General features: G+C 63.3%; 18 protein-coding genes and 3 pseudogenes. 12 read left to right on the top strand and 9 right to left on the bottom strand.

The genetic code is table 11. From position 1 onward, the window contains the following. Nucleotides 1-145: 145 nt before the first annotated feature. From ACRXBZ_RS18850 to ACRXBZ_RS18815, 8 genes and pseudogenes are all read left to right on the top strand, one after another. Nucleotides 146-607 carry a TnsA-like heteromeric transposase endonuclease subunit gene (locus ACRXBZ_RS18850; RefSeq protein WP_433880208.1) on the top strand — a complete coding sequence of 154 codons (462 nt, stop codon included), beginning with the start codon at nt 146-148 and terminating at the stop codon, nt 605-607. Nucleotides 608-1,262: 655 nt separating this feature from the next. After that, nucleotides 1,263-2,999, top strand: a complete 1,737-nt coding sequence (locus ACRXBZ_RS18845) for an AMP-binding protein (protein WP_433880207.1) — start codon at nt 1,263-1,265, stop codon at nt 2,997-2,999. Then, on the top strand, nt 2,983-3,840 hold the full coding sequence (locus ACRXBZ_RS18840) for a class I SAM-dependent methyltransferase (RefSeq protein WP_433880206.1): 858 nt from the start codon (nt 2,983-2,985) through the stop codon (nt 3,838-3,840). Before ACRXBZ_RS18845 ends, ACRXBZ_RS18840 begins: the two co-directional genes overlap by 17 nt. Before the next feature lie 175 nt (nt 3,841-4,015). After that, nucleotides 4,016-4,186, top strand: a pseudogene (locus ACRXBZ_RS18835) (acyl carrier protein); the annotation flags it as partial. Continuing rightward, the gene (locus tag ACRXBZ_RS18830; RefSeq protein ID WP_433880205.1) at nt 4,183-4,992 is read left to right on the top strand and encodes an acyl-ACP desaturase; all 810 of its coding nucleotides are present in this window, start codon (nt 4,183-4,185) and stop codon (nt 4,990-4,992) included. The pseudogene ACRXBZ_RS18835 and the gene ACRXBZ_RS18830, both read left to right, overlap by 4 nt. A gap of 2 nt (nt 4,993-4,994) precedes the next feature. After that, entirely contained in the window at nt 4,995-6,725 is a 1,731-nt protein-coding gene (locus ACRXBZ_RS18825; protein WP_433880204.1) for an acyl-CoA dehydrogenase family protein, read from the top strand. Nucleotides 6,726-7,036: 311 nt separating this feature from the next. Then, nucleotides 7,037-7,198 (top strand): annotated as a pseudogene (locus ACRXBZ_RS18820) (VOC family protein); the annotation flags it as partial. Between the two features lie 528 nt (nt 7,199-7,726). Further along, the gene (locus tag ACRXBZ_RS18815; protein WP_433880203.1) at nt 7,727-8,263 is read left to right on the top strand and encodes a GrpB family protein; all 537 of its coding nucleotides are present in this window, start codon (nt 7,727-7,729) and stop codon (nt 8,261-8,263) included. Nucleotides 8,264-8,289: 26 nt separating this feature from the next. Here the strand turns inward: ACRXBZ_RS18815 and ACRXBZ_RS18810 are convergent, their stop codons facing one another. The 4 genes from ACRXBZ_RS18810 to ACRXBZ_RS18795 form a co-directional block, all read right to left on the bottom strand. Beyond that, nucleotides 8,290-9,447: an RNA polymerase sigma factor gene (locus ACRXBZ_RS18810; RefSeq protein ID WP_433880202.1), complete on the bottom strand. Its 1,158-nt coding sequence runs from the start codon at nt 9,445-9,447 to the stop codon at nt 8,290-8,292. Then, nucleotides 9,444-9,854, bottom strand: a complete 411-nt coding sequence (locus ACRXBZ_RS18805) for a YciI family protein (RefSeq protein WP_210435681.1) — start codon at nt 9,852-9,854, stop codon at nt 9,444-9,446. Before ACRXBZ_RS18805 ends, ACRXBZ_RS18810 begins: the two co-directional genes overlap by 4 nt. Before the next feature lie 459 nt (nt 9,855-10,313). Further along, nucleotides 10,314-10,739 (bottom strand): response regulator transcription factor, encoded by a 426-nt coding sequence (locus ACRXBZ_RS18800; protein ID WP_433880201.1) that lies wholly within the window; start codon nt 10,737-10,739, stop codon nt 10,314-10,316. 422 nt (nt 10,740-11,161) lie between these two features. Further along, entirely contained in the window at nt 11,162-11,464 is a 303-nt protein-coding gene (locus tag ACRXBZ_RS18795) for a hypothetical protein (RefSeq protein ID WP_433880200.1), read from the bottom strand. Nucleotides 11,465-11,609: 145 nt separating this feature from the next. On the opposite strand from ACRXBZ_RS18795, the gene ACRXBZ_RS18790 reads away from it, so the two are divergent. Then, nucleotides 11,610-12,497 (top strand): helix-turn-helix domain-containing protein, encoded by an 888-nt coding sequence (locus ACRXBZ_RS18790; RefSeq protein WP_433880199.1) that lies wholly within the window; start codon nt 11,610-11,612, stop codon nt 12,495-12,497. Continuing rightward, a pseudogene (locus ACRXBZ_RS18785) lies at nt 12,457-12,630 on the top strand (DUF397 domain-containing protein); the annotation flags it as partial. The gene ACRXBZ_RS18790 and the pseudogene ACRXBZ_RS18785, both read left to right, overlap by 41 nt. Nucleotides 12,631-12,871: 241 nt before the next feature. Here ACRXBZ_RS18785 and ACRXBZ_RS18780 read toward each other — a convergent pair. The 5 genes from ACRXBZ_RS18780 to ACRXBZ_RS18760 all read right to left on the bottom strand — a co-directional run bounded on the left by ACRXBZ_RS18780 (nt 12,872) and on the right by ACRXBZ_RS18760 (nt 15,058). Next, nucleotides 12,872-13,024, bottom strand: coding sequence for a hypothetical protein (locus ACRXBZ_RS18780; protein ID WP_433884153.1), 153 nt, complete (start codon nt 13,022-13,024; stop codon nt 12,872-12,874). Nucleotides 13,025-13,091: 67 nt separating this feature from the next. Further along, a complete protein-coding gene (locus tag ACRXBZ_RS18775) occupies nt 13,092-13,409 on the bottom strand; it encodes a hypothetical protein (protein WP_433880198.1) in 318 nt (105 codons plus the stop codon). Between the two features lie 253 nt (nt 13,410-13,662). Next, entirely contained in the window at nt 13,663-14,124 is a 462-nt protein-coding gene (locus tag ACRXBZ_RS18770; RefSeq protein WP_433880197.1) for a hypothetical protein, read from the bottom strand. Further along, on the bottom strand, nt 14,121-14,735 hold the full coding sequence (locus tag ACRXBZ_RS18765) for a transglycosylase SLT domain-containing protein (protein ID WP_433880196.1): 615 nt from the start codon (nt 14,733-14,735) through the stop codon (nt 14,121-14,123). The genes ACRXBZ_RS18770 and ACRXBZ_RS18765 overlap by 4 nt, the downstream gene beginning before the upstream one ends. A 5-nt stretch (nt 14,736-14,740) precedes the next feature. Beyond that, the gene (locus ACRXBZ_RS18760; protein WP_433880195.1) at nt 14,741-15,058 is read right to left on the bottom strand and encodes a hypothetical protein; all 318 of its coding nucleotides are present in this window, start codon (nt 15,056-15,058) and stop codon (nt 14,741-14,743) included. A 116-nt stretch (nt 15,059-15,174) separates the two neighbouring features. On the opposite strand from ACRXBZ_RS18760, the gene ACRXBZ_RS18755 reads away from it, so the two are divergent. Together ACRXBZ_RS18755 and ACRXBZ_RS18750 are read left to right on the top strand one after the other, a co-directional pair. Continuing rightward, a complete protein-coding gene (locus ACRXBZ_RS18755) occupies nt 15,175-15,615 on the top strand; it encodes a hypothetical protein (protein WP_433880194.1) in 441 nt (146 codons plus the stop codon). Next, entirely contained in the window at nt 15,590-16,300 is a 711-nt protein-coding gene (locus tag ACRXBZ_RS18750) for an ATP-binding protein (RefSeq protein ID WP_433880193.1), read from the top strand. Before ACRXBZ_RS18755 ends, ACRXBZ_RS18750 begins: the two co-directional genes overlap by 26 nt. Nucleotides 16,301-16,336 lie beyond the last annotated feature (36 nt).

The raw sequence follows: 16,336 nt of genomic DNA, 5'->3' as shown, positions 1-16,336 counted from the left end.
GTGAGACCGCCTCTTCGGGGCGGGGCGCGGTGGTCGCTGTACGCGTGGTGTACAGCGACTACAGCCGCACCACACCTACCGGACTGTGGAGATCACCCGTGTGGAGTTAGCGGTTTGGTGATCTCTGCTGCCACCATTTGGCGGCATGGCTTTCGTGCGCAAGGACGGCGTCGACCAGGCTCGGGTGCGCTACCGGCGCTGCGACGGCGAGTTCCTGCACACGACCTTGGATCGGGTCGTCGTGGACGACATAGCGAGCGGACTGCCCGTTCGCGAGTTCCGCTGGTACAAGGGCAGGCGTCACTACTCGGGCTGGTACTACTCCTCGACGGTCGAGGGTCTCGTGGCGTATGAGAGCCGCCTGGAGCTGGCGCGGATCATGCTGGCGGACTTCGACCGCGACGTGATCGCTCTGGCTGCGCAACCCTTCCAGCTTGTTGGGCCGGATGGAGCCCGAATCCGCAGGCATGTGCCCGACAACCTGCTCGTCAACGCTGATGGCAGTGTCATGGTGGTGGACGTCAAGGCGCCGTCCAAAGTCGAGGTCCTGAAAGCGCCAATTCTCAGTCGTAATGTCCGCTGTCTGTCCAATTGGGCATCGGACTGAGAATCGGGTTGTCGGCCGTTCTTGGAGCTGCCGCGCAAGAATGACCATTTCCGCATTTAGCTGATAGGCGTCCGATCATTTGATCTGATACTGCGGAAACCCGTTGTCCTGACATCGCCGGATGGTCGATGACAGTACCCGGGACGTGGTGTCGCAACGTCTGCTGATGTTCTCCAGCAGCTGGCTCGAATTGTATTTTCCTGCCCGTTTTTGCGCGGCGCTGTAGCGGGTGCAACCGATGGGGTTCTACTCGCCACAGTCGCTCATCGCCGACGCCCGCCGGCACGGGGCGCGGATCCACCGTGGCACCATCACCACCTCGCTCGCCGCGCCGTGCTCACCACACCCAGATGGAAGCCCTTGCCTCCGCCGGAGCGCTCGCCGACCTCGAGCCCGACCGGCGATCGGCGCGCACACCGCGAATGTCTGCGGGTACAGCCTGAGCACGACGCAGTATGTCCCATAAGGACATACAAGTATGGCTGATCGCGCAGGGTCTGCTGTGTGCCTGTTTTTTTCATCCTGTCCAACATCGACGCTGTGGACTAGCGGCTGCGTGGTACACGCTACGCGTCATCGGCTTCGGCTGTTCCGCGGGGAACGATGTCCCGGCGAAAGTGGCCGCGCGTTTCCCGATCGGGGGAGCGCTGGATAATTGACCATTGACTGCGAAGAAAAGGGTCGGCGGCACATGCGCGAAGCCTGGGTAACCGACGTCCTGGCGGGCTACGAGAACGACCACCGGCCCGCCCATGAATACCTTCGCGAAAACGGCGAATGGACCGCGGTCAGCCGGCACGACCTCCTCTGGGGCGTCCAGTCGGCCGCACGGGGATGGCGCGAGGCTGGCCTGCGGCCCGGCGACCGGGTCGCCGTCGAGGCGACCGACCCGCACGTCTTCGTCCCGGCCTTCCTCGGCGCCCTGTGGGCTGGCGTGGTCCCCGTTCCCCTGCCACCGCCTCCCGCGGCGGGGCGTCACGCCGCGTGGAGCGCCCACGTGACGGCGATGGCGCGTACCGCGCAGCCTCAGGTGATCGCGCTGCGCGGTGACACCGAACCGCCAGCGGACAGTGGGAGGCCGGTCGCCCTCGACAGCATCGTCGCCGCGCCGCCGGAAGAGTCACCACCCCACAACCCCGAGCCGGACGCGACCGCGTACCTGCAGTTCAGCAGCGGCAGTACCGGAAATCCCCGTGCCGTCCCGGCGCGCGTAGCAGCGGTACTCGCCAACGGCCGGGCCATCATGCACGACGGCCTGCGCAGCGACCCGGCCATCGACCGAGGTCTTTCCTGGCTCCCACTCCACCACGACATGGGACTGGTCGGATTCGTGCTGGCACCCCTGCTGGCCTGCGTCCCCGTCTCCTTCATCCCGACCCGCTTCTTCGTGCGGGATCCTGGGCTCTGGCTGCGTTCGATGTCCGAACGACGCGCCACGATCAGCTTCGCGCCCAACTTCGCCTTCGCGCTGAGCGCCCGCCGGACCTCGGCCGAGCAGACCGCTGCCCTGGACCTCGGCCACGTGCGCGTGCTCGGATGCGGCGCCGAGCCCATCAACCATTCGGTGCTGGAACGGTTCTTCAGTACCTTCGCCCCCACCGGCCTCGCTCCCGAGGCCCTGATGCCGTGCTACGGGCTGGCCGAGGCCACCCTCGCGGTCACACTCTCCCCACCGGATCGCCCGTACCGCGTGGACCATGTCCGGACGGCCGCGTTGTCCGCCGGGCGGGCCACCCCCGTCGGCGCGGATCCCACCGGTGAGACAGACCCCGCCGACAGCGGGGCCGGGCTGCCGGACCCTGCCGACGGCGTGAGCACCCTCGTCGGGTGCGGACCACCCCTGCCGGGCAACGAGATCGTCATCCGCGACACCCACGGCGACACCCTCGGTGAGCGCGCCGTCGGTGAAGTCTGGGTGCGTGGCCCCTCCGTCGCTCGCGGCTACGTGGCGGCTCCACAGGAGACCGGCACGTCCTTCCTGCCGGGCGGCTGGCTGCGCACCGGAGACCTCGGTTACCTCGCCGAAGGGGAGTTGTTCGTCACCGGACGCGTTAAGGATCTGCTGATCCTCAACGGCCGCAACATCGACCCACAGCGCGTTGAGTGGCTCGCCGAGACCGTTCCCGGCGTCCGCGCGGGCGGCGTCGTCGCCTGCACCCGCCCCGGTCCGCAGTCCGAGGAATTGGTGATCGTCGCCGAGTGCCGCACCTCGGCCGCCCCCAGCTTGGCCCCCGCCCTGCGCGAGGCGGTGGCCGCCGCTCTGGGCATTCCCGTCCACGACGTTGTCGCCGTCCGGCCCGGCACCGTCCCCAAAACGACCTCGGGAAAGCCACGGCGGCAGGAAACCCGCCGCCAGTACCTGGAAGGTGCCCTCCATGTCCAGCAGGGCTGACATAGCCGTCAGTTACGACCTCGATCCGGAGTTCTTCCGGTTGTGGCTCGACAGCCGGATGAATTACACCTGCGGCGTCTTCGATGACACCGACGACCTCGACACCGCCCAGGTCGCCAAGCTCGGCATTCTGCACGACTTCGCCCGCATCACACCGCAGAGCCGGGTGCTGGACATCGGCTGCGGCTGGGGGAACAACCTCGCTTACCTCACCCAGGAACGCCACGTCGCCCAGGCGCACGGCATCACCCTCTCCGAAGCCCAGTACAACGAGATCCTGCGCCGCGACATGGCGGGAGTAAGCGTCTCCTGCGTCGACTACCGCGACTTCACGCCGTCCCACACCTTCGACGCGGTGCAGTCCATCTGCATGATCGAGCACGTCTGCACTCCCGAGGAGGCCCGCGCGGGCCGCGCTGTCGCGCGTTACCGCGACTACTTTCACAAGGCGTGGACGTGGACCAGCCCCGGCACCCACTTCGCGCTCCAGACCGGGCTGCGCGACCGCCTGCCCCGCCGTCCCGAGGAGGCGCGGGAGCTCCAGTGGCTCGGCAGGACTATCTTCCCCGGGGGCATGACGCCCCGTGCCGAGGACATCATCATGGCCGTAGGTCCCTACTGGGAGGTCATGCAGCTGCGCACCAGGCGCGAGGACTACGAGCGGACCACCACCCACTGGCGCACCCGGCTGCGCGCCCACGAAGAAGAAATCCGCGACCGCTGGGGCAACGATCTCTTCGAGACCTATGACCGCTATCTGACCTGCTGCGTCAACTCCTTCGCCCGCCGGCACATGACCCTCTCCCAGTGGTGCCTGCGCCGGGTCGACGATCCCGAGTGAAAGCGCTGCGGGCCACAGCCGTCGATCAGGGCGGTGGTACCCACACCGTCTCCCGGAACACCGGTACTACCGCACAGGAAAGGGAATCCCGATGACACAGGACGACCTGCTGGCCCTCCTCGGCCGTGGTCTGCGCCAGATCACGTCCGCCGAGTGACCCCCGCTCACCCCGGAATCCGACCTCCACTCGGCCGGCATCGACTCCCTGCAGCTGCTGGAGCTCGTCACCTGGACCGAGACGGAGCTGGACGTCCGCCTGCCCGACGAAAAGCTCTACTCCGTGACGGATGTCCGAGGGCTGTGCGACCTGATTTCCGCCGAACTCGCGAACCGGACCGCCTCATGAACAGGGATCTGCGCGAATCCTTCCACCGCTCCTACATGACGTTCTTCGAGAACGCCGAGCGCACCCGCAGGTGGAATCTGTTCAACGACATCGACTGGGACGTGCTCGACAGCTCGAAGAGCGATCCGCAACTTGCCACCAACGCCGAGACGTTCTGTGGCGTGGAGATGTTCCTCCCCGACTATCTCAACGCCCACCTGGAACTCTTCGGCCGCAACTACGCCCAGGCCTGGTTCGCGGCTAACTGGGGGTACGAGGAATCCAAGCATTCCCTCGCCCTGCGGGAGTACCTGCATCGCAGCGGTCAGCGCACTGAAGAACAACTCCACGACTACGCCGACACCGTGCTGGCCAAACGCTGGGAGCGCCCGTACGAGAGTCCCCGCGAAATGCTGATCTACGGCATGATTCAGGAACTCACCACCTTCGTGGTCTACCGCTCCCAGCGCACCCTGGCCCTGGAGACCGATCACCAGGTCCTCGCCGACATCTACCGCCTCATCGGCCGCGACGAGATGGCCCACACCAAGTTCTACCAACAAATGGTCGCCCTCCTGCTCGACGACGACCGAGAAGGAACCCTGGCCGATCTGGCACATGTCCTGCGGACGTTCCGCATGCCCGCGGAACAACTCCTCCCGGACTCCGATGCCCGCACCGCCCTCATGCGCTCCACTGGCATCAACGGCCAGGTCTACCTCCGCGACATCGTGGCTCCCACCCTCAAGGCCCTGCACCTGACCCGCCACGACCTGCCCGTCGCCAAACCCGGCATGACGGCCCGGCCGCACGGCCAGGAGAAATGACGGTGCCCGAACCCGGAGCGCCTGTCACCGGCTTTCTCGACGAGCCCCTCTTCGATCCGCTCGCCCGGTACGAACTGGGGGTGGACGAGTTGATGCTCCTGACGGTCGAACGCGCGAAGGCATTGCACGCCAAGGGATTGGTGGGGAGCGAGGCCTGGTGCGGGGGAAGCCGGGAAACCCGGTTCCCCGACCTGGTGCGCACCCTGGGCTGGGTCAGCGCCTTCGACATCTCGCTGGTCTCCACGATCGGCAACCAGCAACTGGCCGGCAATGCACTGCTCTCGCACGGCAGTCCCGCACAGCTGGCGGCGTACCGCGACGAGATCGATCGGATGGAGCGGGTGTACGCCTTCGCGGTGACCGAGATCGGCCGGTGGACCAACCTCCTGTCCATCGGGACGGAAGTCCACTACCGGCACGACGACCGGTCGCTGCGCGTGATGACACCGTCCGATGACGCGGCGAAGTACTGGATCGGCAACAGCCTGTTCTCCGCGACGCACGCGATGCTCCTCGCCCGGTTGGTGGTCGACGGTGCCGACGAGGGCCACCACTGGTTCCGGGTTCCGCTGCGGCCGACGGAAGGCGCGCTGCCGTTCCCCGGCGTGCGCATTCGCCGTGCCGACCCCAAGGGCGGGATCGCGGGGAACCAGACGGGAATGATCCATTTCGATCAGTACCGGATTCCGCCGGACGCCCTGCTGAGCGCCTGGGCGCACATCGACGACTCCGGCAGGTACGTCTCCGAGATCGCCAGGCGAGGGCGTTATCTGCGCTGCCTGGAGACGTTCTCTCAGGAACGCATCTTCCCCGTGACGGGAGCGGCCGGGGTGTTGCGGCGCTGCGCGGCGATCACTCTTCGCTACAGCACTCACCGGGAGACCTTCGGCAGCACTCTCCTGAGCTACCAGCACTACCGCGAACGCCTCATGCCCGTCGTCGCCGGGGCACTCGCCCTCCACCACCTGACCGAGCACCTCGTCGAGGAATGGACCAGTCGCTACGCGGCAGAGCCGGTCGCCCGCCACCGGCAAACGCTTTACGGACTGACCTCCGGGGCCAAGGCCCACGCTTCGTGGGCGGCCAACGCGGCCCTGGTCGTTCTGCGGGAGCTCTGCGGGGGCCACGGGTTCCACAGCCACAACGAGATCGTCACCGCACGCGTGGACGGCGAGATCAACACCACCTTCGGCGGCGACAACACCGTCCTGTGCTACGAGAGCGTCCGTGTCGCCGCGAAAAACGCGCCAACTGACGACGCCTCTCCCACCGTGCCCGCCGTCACCGAGGACGGCCTGCGCTCGTGTGGCCACGGCATCGACCTGCTGGAAGCGCTGGCGGAGCGTCTTCTCCGGCGCTGGAGGACGTCGCAGCGCGGCGCACTGTGCCGACCGCAGGTCGACGCGCGCTGCGCCGCCCTGCTGCTCCGCCGGTGGACGGACCGTTCCCGGGGCGACGTCGACGACGCCGTGCGACAGCTCTACGCCGTGACCTGCCTGCTGGGCCTGGCTGACCATCTGGTGGCGGAGGGACTGCTGGACGGCGCGGGGATCCGGGGACTGATGGCGCAGCGCGGCGTGCTCAGCGACCGGTGCGCCGACCGGCACGCCGAGGTACTCGATCTGCTGGACGTGCCCGCAGCACTGCTCGAGGTGCCTCTCGCGCACGCCGACTACGTCCGTCGCACGGTCACAGCCGCCCGCGACACCGACGATCGGGTGCAGCCGGCCTGACGCCGCTCGCCGGCCCACCCGGTCTGCACCACAAAACCGCAGGTCAACGAAGATCGACAGGTCACCAGCGGTGAGACTCTACAAGGCTGTTGTAGGGTCTCGCGGTTGACGTCGTAATCTCACGAACGATGTCGTACGGATGTCATATACGACATCACGGTGTGATTCTTTGGTCATGTAGTGCTCTTCTGCACCGATCGGCACGTTCAGGCGTTCAGGACGTCGAATTTCCCGGCGCTTGCGGCCGCCAGGGCGCGTTCTTGTGGGTGATCAGTGTCCCTGTCGCGCGTCGGCGTGGCTGGCCAGTCGCGCACGAACGGCTGACGATCCTAGCTGTCGTCCCCGAGATCGTGCAGAAGCCGACCACGATGCCGTGGGGAAACCGCTCCCTGCTGTTCCGCGACCCCGACGGCAACCTGGTCAACTTCTTCGCACCACTTACCGACCAGGCCCGCGCGAGGCTCGCCCGCTGACGACAGCAACGTTCCAGACCAGTGACGCCCGTCCGCGGTCTGACCGGCACCACCGGCGGGCGGGCGATCGACGCTGAGGAAATGCCCCCGATTCGAGACTGATCTTGGTGAAATTACCGTAAGCCAACAGAGAACACCGCCGGTCGCACAAGATCGACATGTCACGCGCCGTAAGACCCTCGGCGTTTTGTGGGGTCTCAACGAACTTGGCGCTTTCTCAGATCACTTGGCGCCTGCTTGGCGCTTGCGCCGTGTATATGCGAGAAGACGACATGAGATCACCCCTACTGCGTTAGCGGACGGATGATCGCTGCTGCCACTGTTCGGCAGTCAGGTTCGTGCGCCGCGCCGCGGCGACCGGCATGACCCAAGGCATGACCCGGTCTTCCCGCGGAAGGCTCCAAGACCAGCCTGTCCGCACCGCATCGGCACCTTTGGCGGCGCAACACGGGCACCGGCTTGCGGAACAACAAACAAGATCACCTGCAACGTGACCAGCAGTCGCGGCGCGGTTCTTAAAATGCGCAGATGGCCATTGATATAGCGGAGTACGACGCTTCCTGGCCCGAACAGGGAGCCCAAGCCAGCGCGGAGCTGATCGACGCCGTGCCCGGGCTGTTCCTGAACGTCGAGCACGTGGGCAGCACCTCCGTACCGGGTCTGGCCGCCAAGCCGGTGATCGATTTGATGGCGTCGGTTACGAGGCTGGACGACGTTACCGCCGACCGGGAAGCCGTGCTGGAGCGGCTGGGCTACCGGCCACAGGAGACCGGGATGACCGAGCGGTTGTTCTACTACCGAAACACTGACGTCGGGTGGCGCAGTCACCACCTGCATGTCGTTACCGCCGACACCTGGGGCACCCGTAACGAGCGGCTGTTCCGCGACCACCTGCGGATGCATCCGGAGGTGGCGGCCGAGTACGGAGAGCTGAAGCGGCGCGTCGCTGCCGAGGAGGAGAACGGACTCGCCTACACCAAGCGCAAGACGGAGCTGATCCAACGCGCGGTCGACCACGAGCGTGCCGCCCGCGGCCTGCCCCTCGTGCCGGTTTGGGAGGAGTGAGCCCGGTGGGGCGGAATCGGTGACCGTCAAGGCGGTGGTGAGGTCCGGGCGTGGTGCCGCACGCGTGCTGCTTCGCGGGTGAGGTGGTCGCGTTCGGCCAGGCTGGTGGCGGCGCGGGCGGCTTCGGCGTACAGGTCGGCGGCGTCGCTGAGATCGCCTGCGCGTTCGCGGAGGTATGCCGCCACCGCGGTGTACCGGGGCAGGGCGGGGTCGATGTCGGCGAGCGCGGCGAGGCCGGCCTGTGGTCCATCGGCTTCGCCGACTGCCACGGCACGATTGAGCCGCACGATTGGGCTGCCGGTGAGGAGCAGCAGTTCGTCGTACCACTCCACGATCTGCACCCAGTCCGTCTCGGACGCGGTGCGGGCGTCGGCATGCAGGGCGGCGATCGCGGCCTGGGCTTGGTATTCGCCGAGCCGGTCGTGGGCCAACGCGGTCTGCAGGATCGTCACTCCTTCGGCGATCAGCTCGATGTCCCAGAGCGAGCGGTCCTGCTCGGCTAGCGGCACCAGGCGACCGCCGGGCCCGGTGCGAGAAGCCCGGCGCGCGTGGTGCAGCAGCATGAGTGCGAGCAACCCGGCCGCTTCGGGCTCGTCGGAGAGGGCGGCGAGTTGGCGGGCGAGCCGGATCGCCTCGGCCGCCAGGTCGACATCCCCGCTGTATCCCTCGTTGAACACCAGGTAGAGCACTCGCAACACGGTCGTCAGGTTGCCGGGCTCCTCGAACCGGACCCCGGCGATGCGCCGTTTGGCCCGGCTGATCCGCTGGGCCATCGTCGCTTCCGGAACCAGGTATGCCGTCGCGATCTGCCTGGTTGTCAAGCCGCCAACCGCGCGCAGGGTCAGCGCGACTGCCGAACTCGGAGCCAGGGTGGGATGCGCGCACAGGAAGTACAGGCGCAGCGTGTCGTCCGTGGCAGGCACCGGGCCGCCGGGTGGTTCGGCCTCCACTGCGAGCTCTCGCTCGCGCCGGGCCTTCTCGGCTCGGGCGGCGTCGAGGAATCTGCGCCACGCGACCGAGATCAGCCACGCCCTCAGGTCGCGTGGCTGCCCGTCCGGCCAGGTTTCGTGTGCCCGGATCAGGGCCTCCTGCACGGCGTCCTCGGCCGAGGCGAAGTCAGCTCCGCGACGGACGAGGACACCGATCACCGCAGGCACGAGCTCCCGCAGCAGCGGCTCGTTCACTCGGTCACCGCGGGCGGCTCGGTGAGGAACGGCCGCACCTCGAGCCATTCGTGAATCGGCTTGCCACCAACCCCGGGAGCCGCAGACAGCTCCCCGGCCAGTTCGACCGCGCGATCCCAGGACTCCACGTCGATGACCATCCAGCCCGCGATGAGATCCTTGGTTTCGGCGAACGGGCCATCGGTCACCGGTGGGCGTCCCGCACCGTCGTATCGCACGAAGGTGCCCTCGGGAGCCAGTGCCTGCCCGTCCACGAACTCGCCGGTCTCCTCCAGGCGGGCGGCGAAGTCCTTCATGTACCGGATGTGCGCGTCGACCTCCTGCGGAGTCCACTGATCCATCGGCGGCTGGTCCACAGCCGGTGTCGGGCCACCTCGGTAGTGCTTGAGCAGTAGGTACTTCACAATGAGCTCCTTCTCGGTTGTGCGGCCGGTTAGGGCCGATCGTGCCCCAGGGACGGAGCCGGCGCGCTGTTCTCGACACCGCCGCCGGAAATCCGCACACTTTTCTGGATGTGACGCTGACCACAGGGGTGGCGATGCCCCACCCGTGCGACATCTCGGGAGCTCACCGGTCAACAGCGCGACCGCGGCCCGCGAGCGGGGCTGCGCGATTTCGCGCGAAATCGACACTTGCCAGGCGTGGCCAACGGCGATTTCGCGCGAAATGGGTTATGAAGCAGTGGCCCTTCACGCGGGACCTGCCGCCTGATAGCCATGATCAAAACAAGCGCCCCAATCAGCCTGTACGCACTGTAACGGCTGATGTGAACAAGCGTCGTGATGTGTGCAATGTGCACAACGGCCATGATGCGGCGATGCCCCGCACCGGGGGTGCGGGGCATCGTACAGGTGGCGGGGTCGCGACTAAGATCGGCTTCTCGTTTGTTCCCATTGTGGGCTCATGGCCTCAGTGAGGAGATACTTTTTCATGCGTCTGGCAATAAGATCCGCTAAAGCTTCCATTTCTTTCATGTCTTGTTGGCGGACCGGAAGACATATGTGGGATGTATGGTCAATCGGCGAATCTTCAGCATTTCGGAATTGCTCGGAATATGACGGAGTGAGGATTCCGAGCTCGTATCCCAGAATCACAGCACCGACACGGTTGCGTAGATTAAACTTGCGGTAGATATTACCCAATCGGGATTTTACGGTATCTTTCGAGATGTACAGCCGCATTGCAATTTCATCGTCGGTAAGTTCGCAGGCGACACAATATATGACGTCCCTCTCTGCCTTGGTGAGATTTATCAGCTTGTCTGTGCTGAATCTTTGCGGTGACGTTCTCACTACATTAAAACCGTTCGTACTAGTTTGAAAATGAAGGAATCACGTGGATGCGGCCGGTTGGCGTGACAGGCCCAATGAACGCCAACCGGCCGCGAACGGACCATGCCGGGCCGGGGGGCGTACCGCGTCGTTGCGGTTGACCGGCACGGGCCGTGTCTGGGGTTAAGCGGTGCGCCTGTGGCGTCCGCTGATCACCTCGACCGGTGACTCTTCCCGCAATGCCTCTTCAAGGCAGTCGGAGCAGGCTCTCGCAGCCGGTGGCGTGTTGGATTTGCCCATGTTGAGTCCGCATCGCGACGTCGCGATGGTTCCGGGCTTACGTTCGTGTACGAACCCGAGATGGTCAGTCCAGACCACCCGGACCCCTGGCGGTCCGGCGTCCCCTTCTGCCTCGGGCGCTGGTGCGAATAAAGACGCTGCGGTCACTTCGCGCCCCCAGCGGGGTCCTTGGTGTCCAGATAGCCCTTGACGCCACCCGCGACGATCTCAAGACCGTGGGCAAGGTCGTACAGCTCTGTGTCCTTGCAGCGGTTGTGAATGAGGTTGTCGCAGACGTCCCTGATGGCGTGCTCGGCCTGCCGGAGCAGCAGTGTCAGGTGCGACTGTGCCGAGTAGCGACGGATGGTCAGAGACGGTCGGCAAGAGAAGTACTGCTCATCTTCGCCCGTTTGGGGACCACTGTCAGGGCCGTTCGGCGGTAGTGGAACGATTTCGTTATCAGACATGACACCCCCGGAAGTGTTGACCCAACTAGTAGGCTGTGGCTGCAACGGTTGACCTGTGTTGGCTAGAGATTGGGTGAGGCGGCCATGACCACACAATTGCTCTAAACGGGTGACGTTGCCCGTATGACACGTAAGGATGTATCGGATGGCTACTAATGGGTCACCGCGAGCTAGAGCACTTGCAGCTGCTTTGCGCGAAGCTCGTAAAGAACGATCAATAAGTCTTCGCGAGGTAGCAAGGAAGCTGTCAATTGACCAGTCTCATCTATCAAAGATCGAGACTGGCAAGAGAATTCCTAGTGTCGAAACAACAGCCATGATCCTTGCTGTTCTCGGTATAGCGCCGAGCGAGCGGGAGAGAATTCTCGATCTAGCGAAGAATGCAAGTGAACCTAATTGGCTTACCGTCGGTATGCCTGGGATACCACAGCAGCTAGCCGGAGCCGTAGAGAGTGAGCGCGCTGCATCGGCAGTCGTTCATTGGTCGCCAATGATTATGCCGGGCTTGCTACAGACGGCTGATTACGTTCGGGCCGTCGCTACGGCTGATGGGCTACCGACACATGAGGTTGAATCGCGTGTGATGGTTCGCCTCGCTCGGCGTGAGGTTCTGACCCGTCGTGACCCTGGAAAGTTCGACGTGCTGATCGGCGAGGTTGCACTAAGGCAGCCGATTGGACCGCCAGAGGTAATGGTCGAACAGTTGCGGTACTTAATCAAAGCTAGTGACGAATTTCCTAACGTTGACCTCCGCGTAGTACCAACACGCGTAGGATGGCATCCAGGAACAGCCGGACCGTTTGTCTTGTACGAGTTTCCAGACTCGCCACCGTTTGTGCATTTTGAACACTATAGTTCGGGTGCATTCGTCACCAACTCTGACGACATTGAAGCATACCGCAAAGCGGTAGCCAAGATTAGTAAATATGCCTATAGCCACGCCGATTCGGTAGGCTTTATCGGACAAGTTATCGTAGAGGAGTATCACAAAAATGGCACCCGGGAACAATTGGCGCAAGAGTTCATACAGTAACGTAAACGGTGATTGTGTCGAACTCACCATGACCTTAGACGAACTCCGCGACTCCAAGGACCCGAACGGGCCGACGTTGAAAGTCGATGTCGCCGCGTTCGTCAAGGCGGTGAGGGCTGGTCGATTCGACCGCTGTGTCTATGGATCAGGTTCTGCCGTTGTGTCTGCGGTGATCCTCGATGATGGCTCGCCACGTCATGTATCGCTGTTCGGGTACGTGGAACTCACAGTGCCGACACTTCCATTGGTCGTGTTCGCGGAACAGGATATGGCCGTTGATCCGATCCAGGTAGTCATTTCCGTTGTTGAACGGGTAGCGCTTGAATTGGAGCCGTACGCTTCCGGCGGGTGCACGCATGAGCATGTTGCCCCTTTCACATCATCCGCAGCAGTTGCAGTGCCATCGGGATTTGGTCGATCACGTGCGGCGGAAGCTGGACGGTCTGTGTCGTGTTGAGCCGGTGGTTGGTGATGGTGAGCGTGTACTCTCCATCGGCTTCATTGATTTCAGCGGTATAAATCGCCATGTTCACACTCCTCTAGAAATAAATCCGGCCCAAACGCAGTCGGGTGCGTTTGGGCCGTTTCCGGATGTCAGGCTTTCGCGGGTTCCCGCTTGTGTCCCCTCTTGGGTTTACCCTTGTCCAGCGTGAGGAACACTACCGCCGCGATGGTGCCGTCGTCGGTGCGTTCCTTGCCTTGTTCGAACTGGTATCCCTCGCGGTTGGTGAGGCTGCGCAGGAACGAAACGATGCGGTTCGCTTCGTTCTCGCTGTCCACTGCAACCCGCTTGGCAGTCTTGCTCTCCAAGCTCGCATCAACCGCTTCACGCAGTTCAGGCGGAATGGGCAGACCCTTGCGGCGGGAAACCGGGATCTCACCGTTGCTGTCACTGATGTTGTAACCCGACATAGAAAGATACTCCTCCCCAGAACTACCATTGCCAAAGGGGCGTATGTCCACTATGAACCGAACAGTCGTACGACCGCAAGAGGTTTTCCGTTTTTCAAAACTGTCTTATTTCACACATTTACCATAATTGTGGAGCGGGTTTTAACTCCGCCCGCTAAACAATCGCTAAACGATCGCTCATCGCTCCCATTAGGTGGGATGCTGCCGTGTAGTTTTACCTACAGGAACACAATCGGACAGTTCTCATGAGTTGTTACAGCCGCCATTCGTCGCCAACGGCTACATCAGCCACGGCCAGTGAAACAGTCACGGTGACCGCGTTGACGCTGGGGTTGCCGATGTACAGCGTCTGGCCGTTGCGCAGCACCAGGGACGCCCGGCCGAACTGAACCAGGCCGCCCGGCTGCCCTCCCGCCTGCGTGACGTAGCTGGACGGGGAAGCGTCGTCGGTGTGCAGGCTGACCCACCCACCGTTCACGCTGATCCGCCTGACGTCCCACACGCGCCCCGGACGCGGTCCGATCGGCGCTGTACCGGTCATCAGCGTTCGGCCGGAGTGTCCGGGCAGGGTGACTGTCGACGCTCGCACAGTGGCGAACTCAGGCGCACGCATCAACATCTGCTGCCGCTGGCTGATCGCCTCAGCCACGATGCCTCCGACCTCATCGGGCGTGGCGATGTCGATTTCGCGCCCTGCCTCAATCTTGATAATCACGCTGATTTCCCTTCTGTGGCAAAGAAGTACACGCCGAACGCGATGAATCCGATCCCGAGGAACCCGCAGAAAATGCGGATGAACAGGTTAGGCAGGCCGGTCCAGTTCAGGAACTTCGCCAGAACACCCGCTGCGGCGGTACTGAGTGGATCGGGCAGGCCGAACAGTCCGGCACCCGGAAAAAACGCTTGCGTGGCACCAGGCGTGGGGTCGGTGGGTGGCGGGACCTGTTCACCGCCGCCGAGTTTCAGCGTGCCCGCCTTGATCTGCCGGTACCAATTGTTGACGTTGGTGGCGTAGGCGGATCGGTTGGCGGGCCGTTGGGACGCTGCGGCGATTTGCCCCGGTGACCAACTGGGATGTTCGCGGGCAACATCGGCCATGACCGATAGTGCTTGGTTGGCGTTGTTGGATGGATTGAACGCCCATTCCGCAGTGTGGTTGCCCAGCTGCCCGCCACGGTGCAACTGGTACAGGCCGAACGACGTTCCGCCATCACCGACAGCACGCGGATTAAGCTTGCTTTCCTGGTATGCGGTCGCCAACGCCAACACGGGATCTAGCCCGTGTTGCTGGGCAACTGACGTGATGGTTTCAACTATGTTGGCCATCGTGACTACTTTTTGAAGTAGCGGCTTCGGGATTTGGGCTGTGGCTCGTCTGCGGGCTCATCGCCGGTTTCGTCTGCATCGTCTTCAGATTCCTTTTCGTCGCTCTTTTCAGCCACATTCTGATCAGAAGTCGACGCGGGGCGGAAATGCCGGATAAAGTCATCGGGAGTTCCGGTAAAGACAATGACTTGATTGGTTCCCACAGTCGCCTCTGATTCCGTTTCCTGAACAGCCTCATCAACACTTTCGTCCTCTTCTTCAGCCAACAGCGCCATCAGTTTTTCTTTTTCTTCTTTCGTGAGACGCTGCCTCTTTCCAGCCATGACCAGATCCTTTCGTCAACGTGGGCTATCGACTGCGATCGATCGCCCGCATCCGGGCGCTATTCGCATATACTCAAGGTAGCATTTTTCCCGCGTTTTCGAGGGGTGCCTATCTGATGCCTGATTTGGCGATAACAAACATTGATGACAATCCGAACGCCGCGCAGGAACCGACACCCGGTGACAAAGCGAGAAAGCGGGGCAGGCCGCGCGGAAGCACGAACAAGCAGAAGCAAGCAGCGTTCGCCAAGGAATTCGGCGATGAGCTAGACGCGCTGCTGAAAATGATCGCGATGCTGTGGTCAACGCGCGACCCGGTGTGTGGTGGTGCGCTGAATGAGACATCGTCTCTGATCGCAGGTGACATTGCCGAACTGGCAGCGTCGTCAACACGGGCACGGCGGTATCTGGAACAGACAATGGGACTAGGCAAGCTGGTGCCGCTGCTGATGCATCTCACGCCACTAATCATGACGATTCGCGAGCATCACCTCACACCCAAGAACACCGATGATGACAGTGCGGACAATCATGGTCGAACGTATTCCGTGGACTGAGCTAGAGCCCGCGATTCTGGAACACTGGGGTTGGCCGGAGGGGAAGTGGCAGCCGGAACACATGGCCGTGCTAGGGCCGACCGGTTCAGGCAAAAGCTATTTTGCGACACACTTACTGCATCGCCGCGTGACCCGCTCAGGCGCACACGCGATTATCGTTGCGACCAAACCGGCTGATTCGACCATGTCCAGGATGGCGCGGCAAGGGTGGGTGATCCGGCGAACGTGGCCACCGGACTACGGACAGAACCGGGTGATCTACTGGCCTATCTCGGGCCGACCGTCTGAGGGAATCGCACGACAGCGGCAAGCCGTGTTCAACATGCTCGATGAGCTGTGGAAACCGGATGCCAACGTCATCATCCAATTTGATGAGATCGCATACATCGAGCACGAACTCAAGTTACAACCGTTGATCGCGAAATACTGGCGAGAGTCGCGGGCGCTGGGAATGACGTTGATGGCGATGACGCAGCGACCCCGTTTCGTCAGCCGTTATATGCACAGTGAACCAAGCTGGTCAGTCGCGTTTCGGCCGGATGATGAAGACGACGCCGCACGGGTCGCTGAAGTGATCGGCGGGCGCAGGAAATACAAACCGATCCTGTTGGACCTTGAACCGCATGAATTTCTGATCGTGCGACGAAGAAAACGCGAAGCATACATTTCAAAACTGCCCGGATAGGGTGCCGCGGGGCAATTCCTGGGGCTCGATTCGGGG

This window comes from Saccharopolyspora hattusasensis (genome assembly GCF_050972075.1).
Lineage (GTDB): Bacteria > Actinomycetota > Actinomycetes > Mycobacteriales > Pseudonocardiaceae > Saccharopolyspora > Saccharopolyspora hattusasensis.
This window is presented reverse-complemented; position numbering and strand designations above follow the sequence as displayed.

What these genes read in the sequence shown, in the direction of transcription:
- ACRXBZ_RS18850 (WP_433880208.1), top strand. Translation starts at nt 146, where the DNA reads ATGGCTTTCGTGCGCAAGGACGGCGTCGACCAGGCTCGGGTGCGCTAC.
- ACRXBZ_RS18840 (WP_433880206.1), top strand. Translation starts at nt 2,983, where the DNA reads ATGTCCAGCAGGGCTGACATAGCCGTCAGTTACGACCTCGATCCGGAG.
- ACRXBZ_RS18830 (WP_433880205.1), top strand. Translation starts at nt 4,183, where the DNA reads ATGAACAGGGATCTGCGCGAATCCTTCCACCGCTCCTACATGACGTTC.
- ACRXBZ_RS18815 (WP_433880203.1), top strand. Translation starts at nt 7,727, where the DNA reads ATGGCCATTGATATAGCGGAGTACGACGCTTCCTGGCCCGAACAGGGA.
- ACRXBZ_RS18795 (WP_433880200.1), bottom strand. Translation starts at nt 11,464, where the DNA reads ATGTCTGATAACGAAATCGTTCCACTACCGCCGAACGGCCCTGACAGT.
- ACRXBZ_RS18790 (WP_433880199.1), top strand. Translation starts at nt 11,610, where the DNA reads ATGGCTACTAATGGGTCACCGCGAGCTAGAGCACTTGCAGCTGCTTTG.
- ACRXBZ_RS18780 (WP_433884153.1), bottom strand. Translation starts at nt 13,024, where the DNA reads ATGGCGATTTATACCGCTGAAATCAATGAAGCCGATGGAGAGTACACG.
- ACRXBZ_RS18775 (WP_433880198.1), bottom strand. Translation starts at nt 13,409, where the DNA reads ATGTCGGGTTACAACATCAGTGACAGCAACGGTGAGATCCCGGTTTCC.
- ACRXBZ_RS18765 (WP_433880196.1), bottom strand. Translation starts at nt 14,735, where the DNA reads ATGGCCAACATAGTTGAAACCATCACGTCAGTTGCCCAGCAACACGGG.
- ACRXBZ_RS18760 (WP_433880195.1), bottom strand. Translation starts at nt 15,058, where the DNA reads ATGGCTGGAAAGAGGCAGCGTCTCACGAAAGAAGAAAAAGAAAAACTG.
- ACRXBZ_RS18755 (WP_433880194.1), top strand. Translation starts at nt 15,175, where the DNA reads ATGCCTGATTTGGCGATAACAAACATTGATGACAATCCGAACGCCGCG.
- ACRXBZ_RS18750 (WP_433880193.1), top strand. Translation starts at nt 15,590, where the DNA reads ATGGTCGAACGTATTCCGTGGACTGAGCTAGAGCCCGCGATTCTGGAA.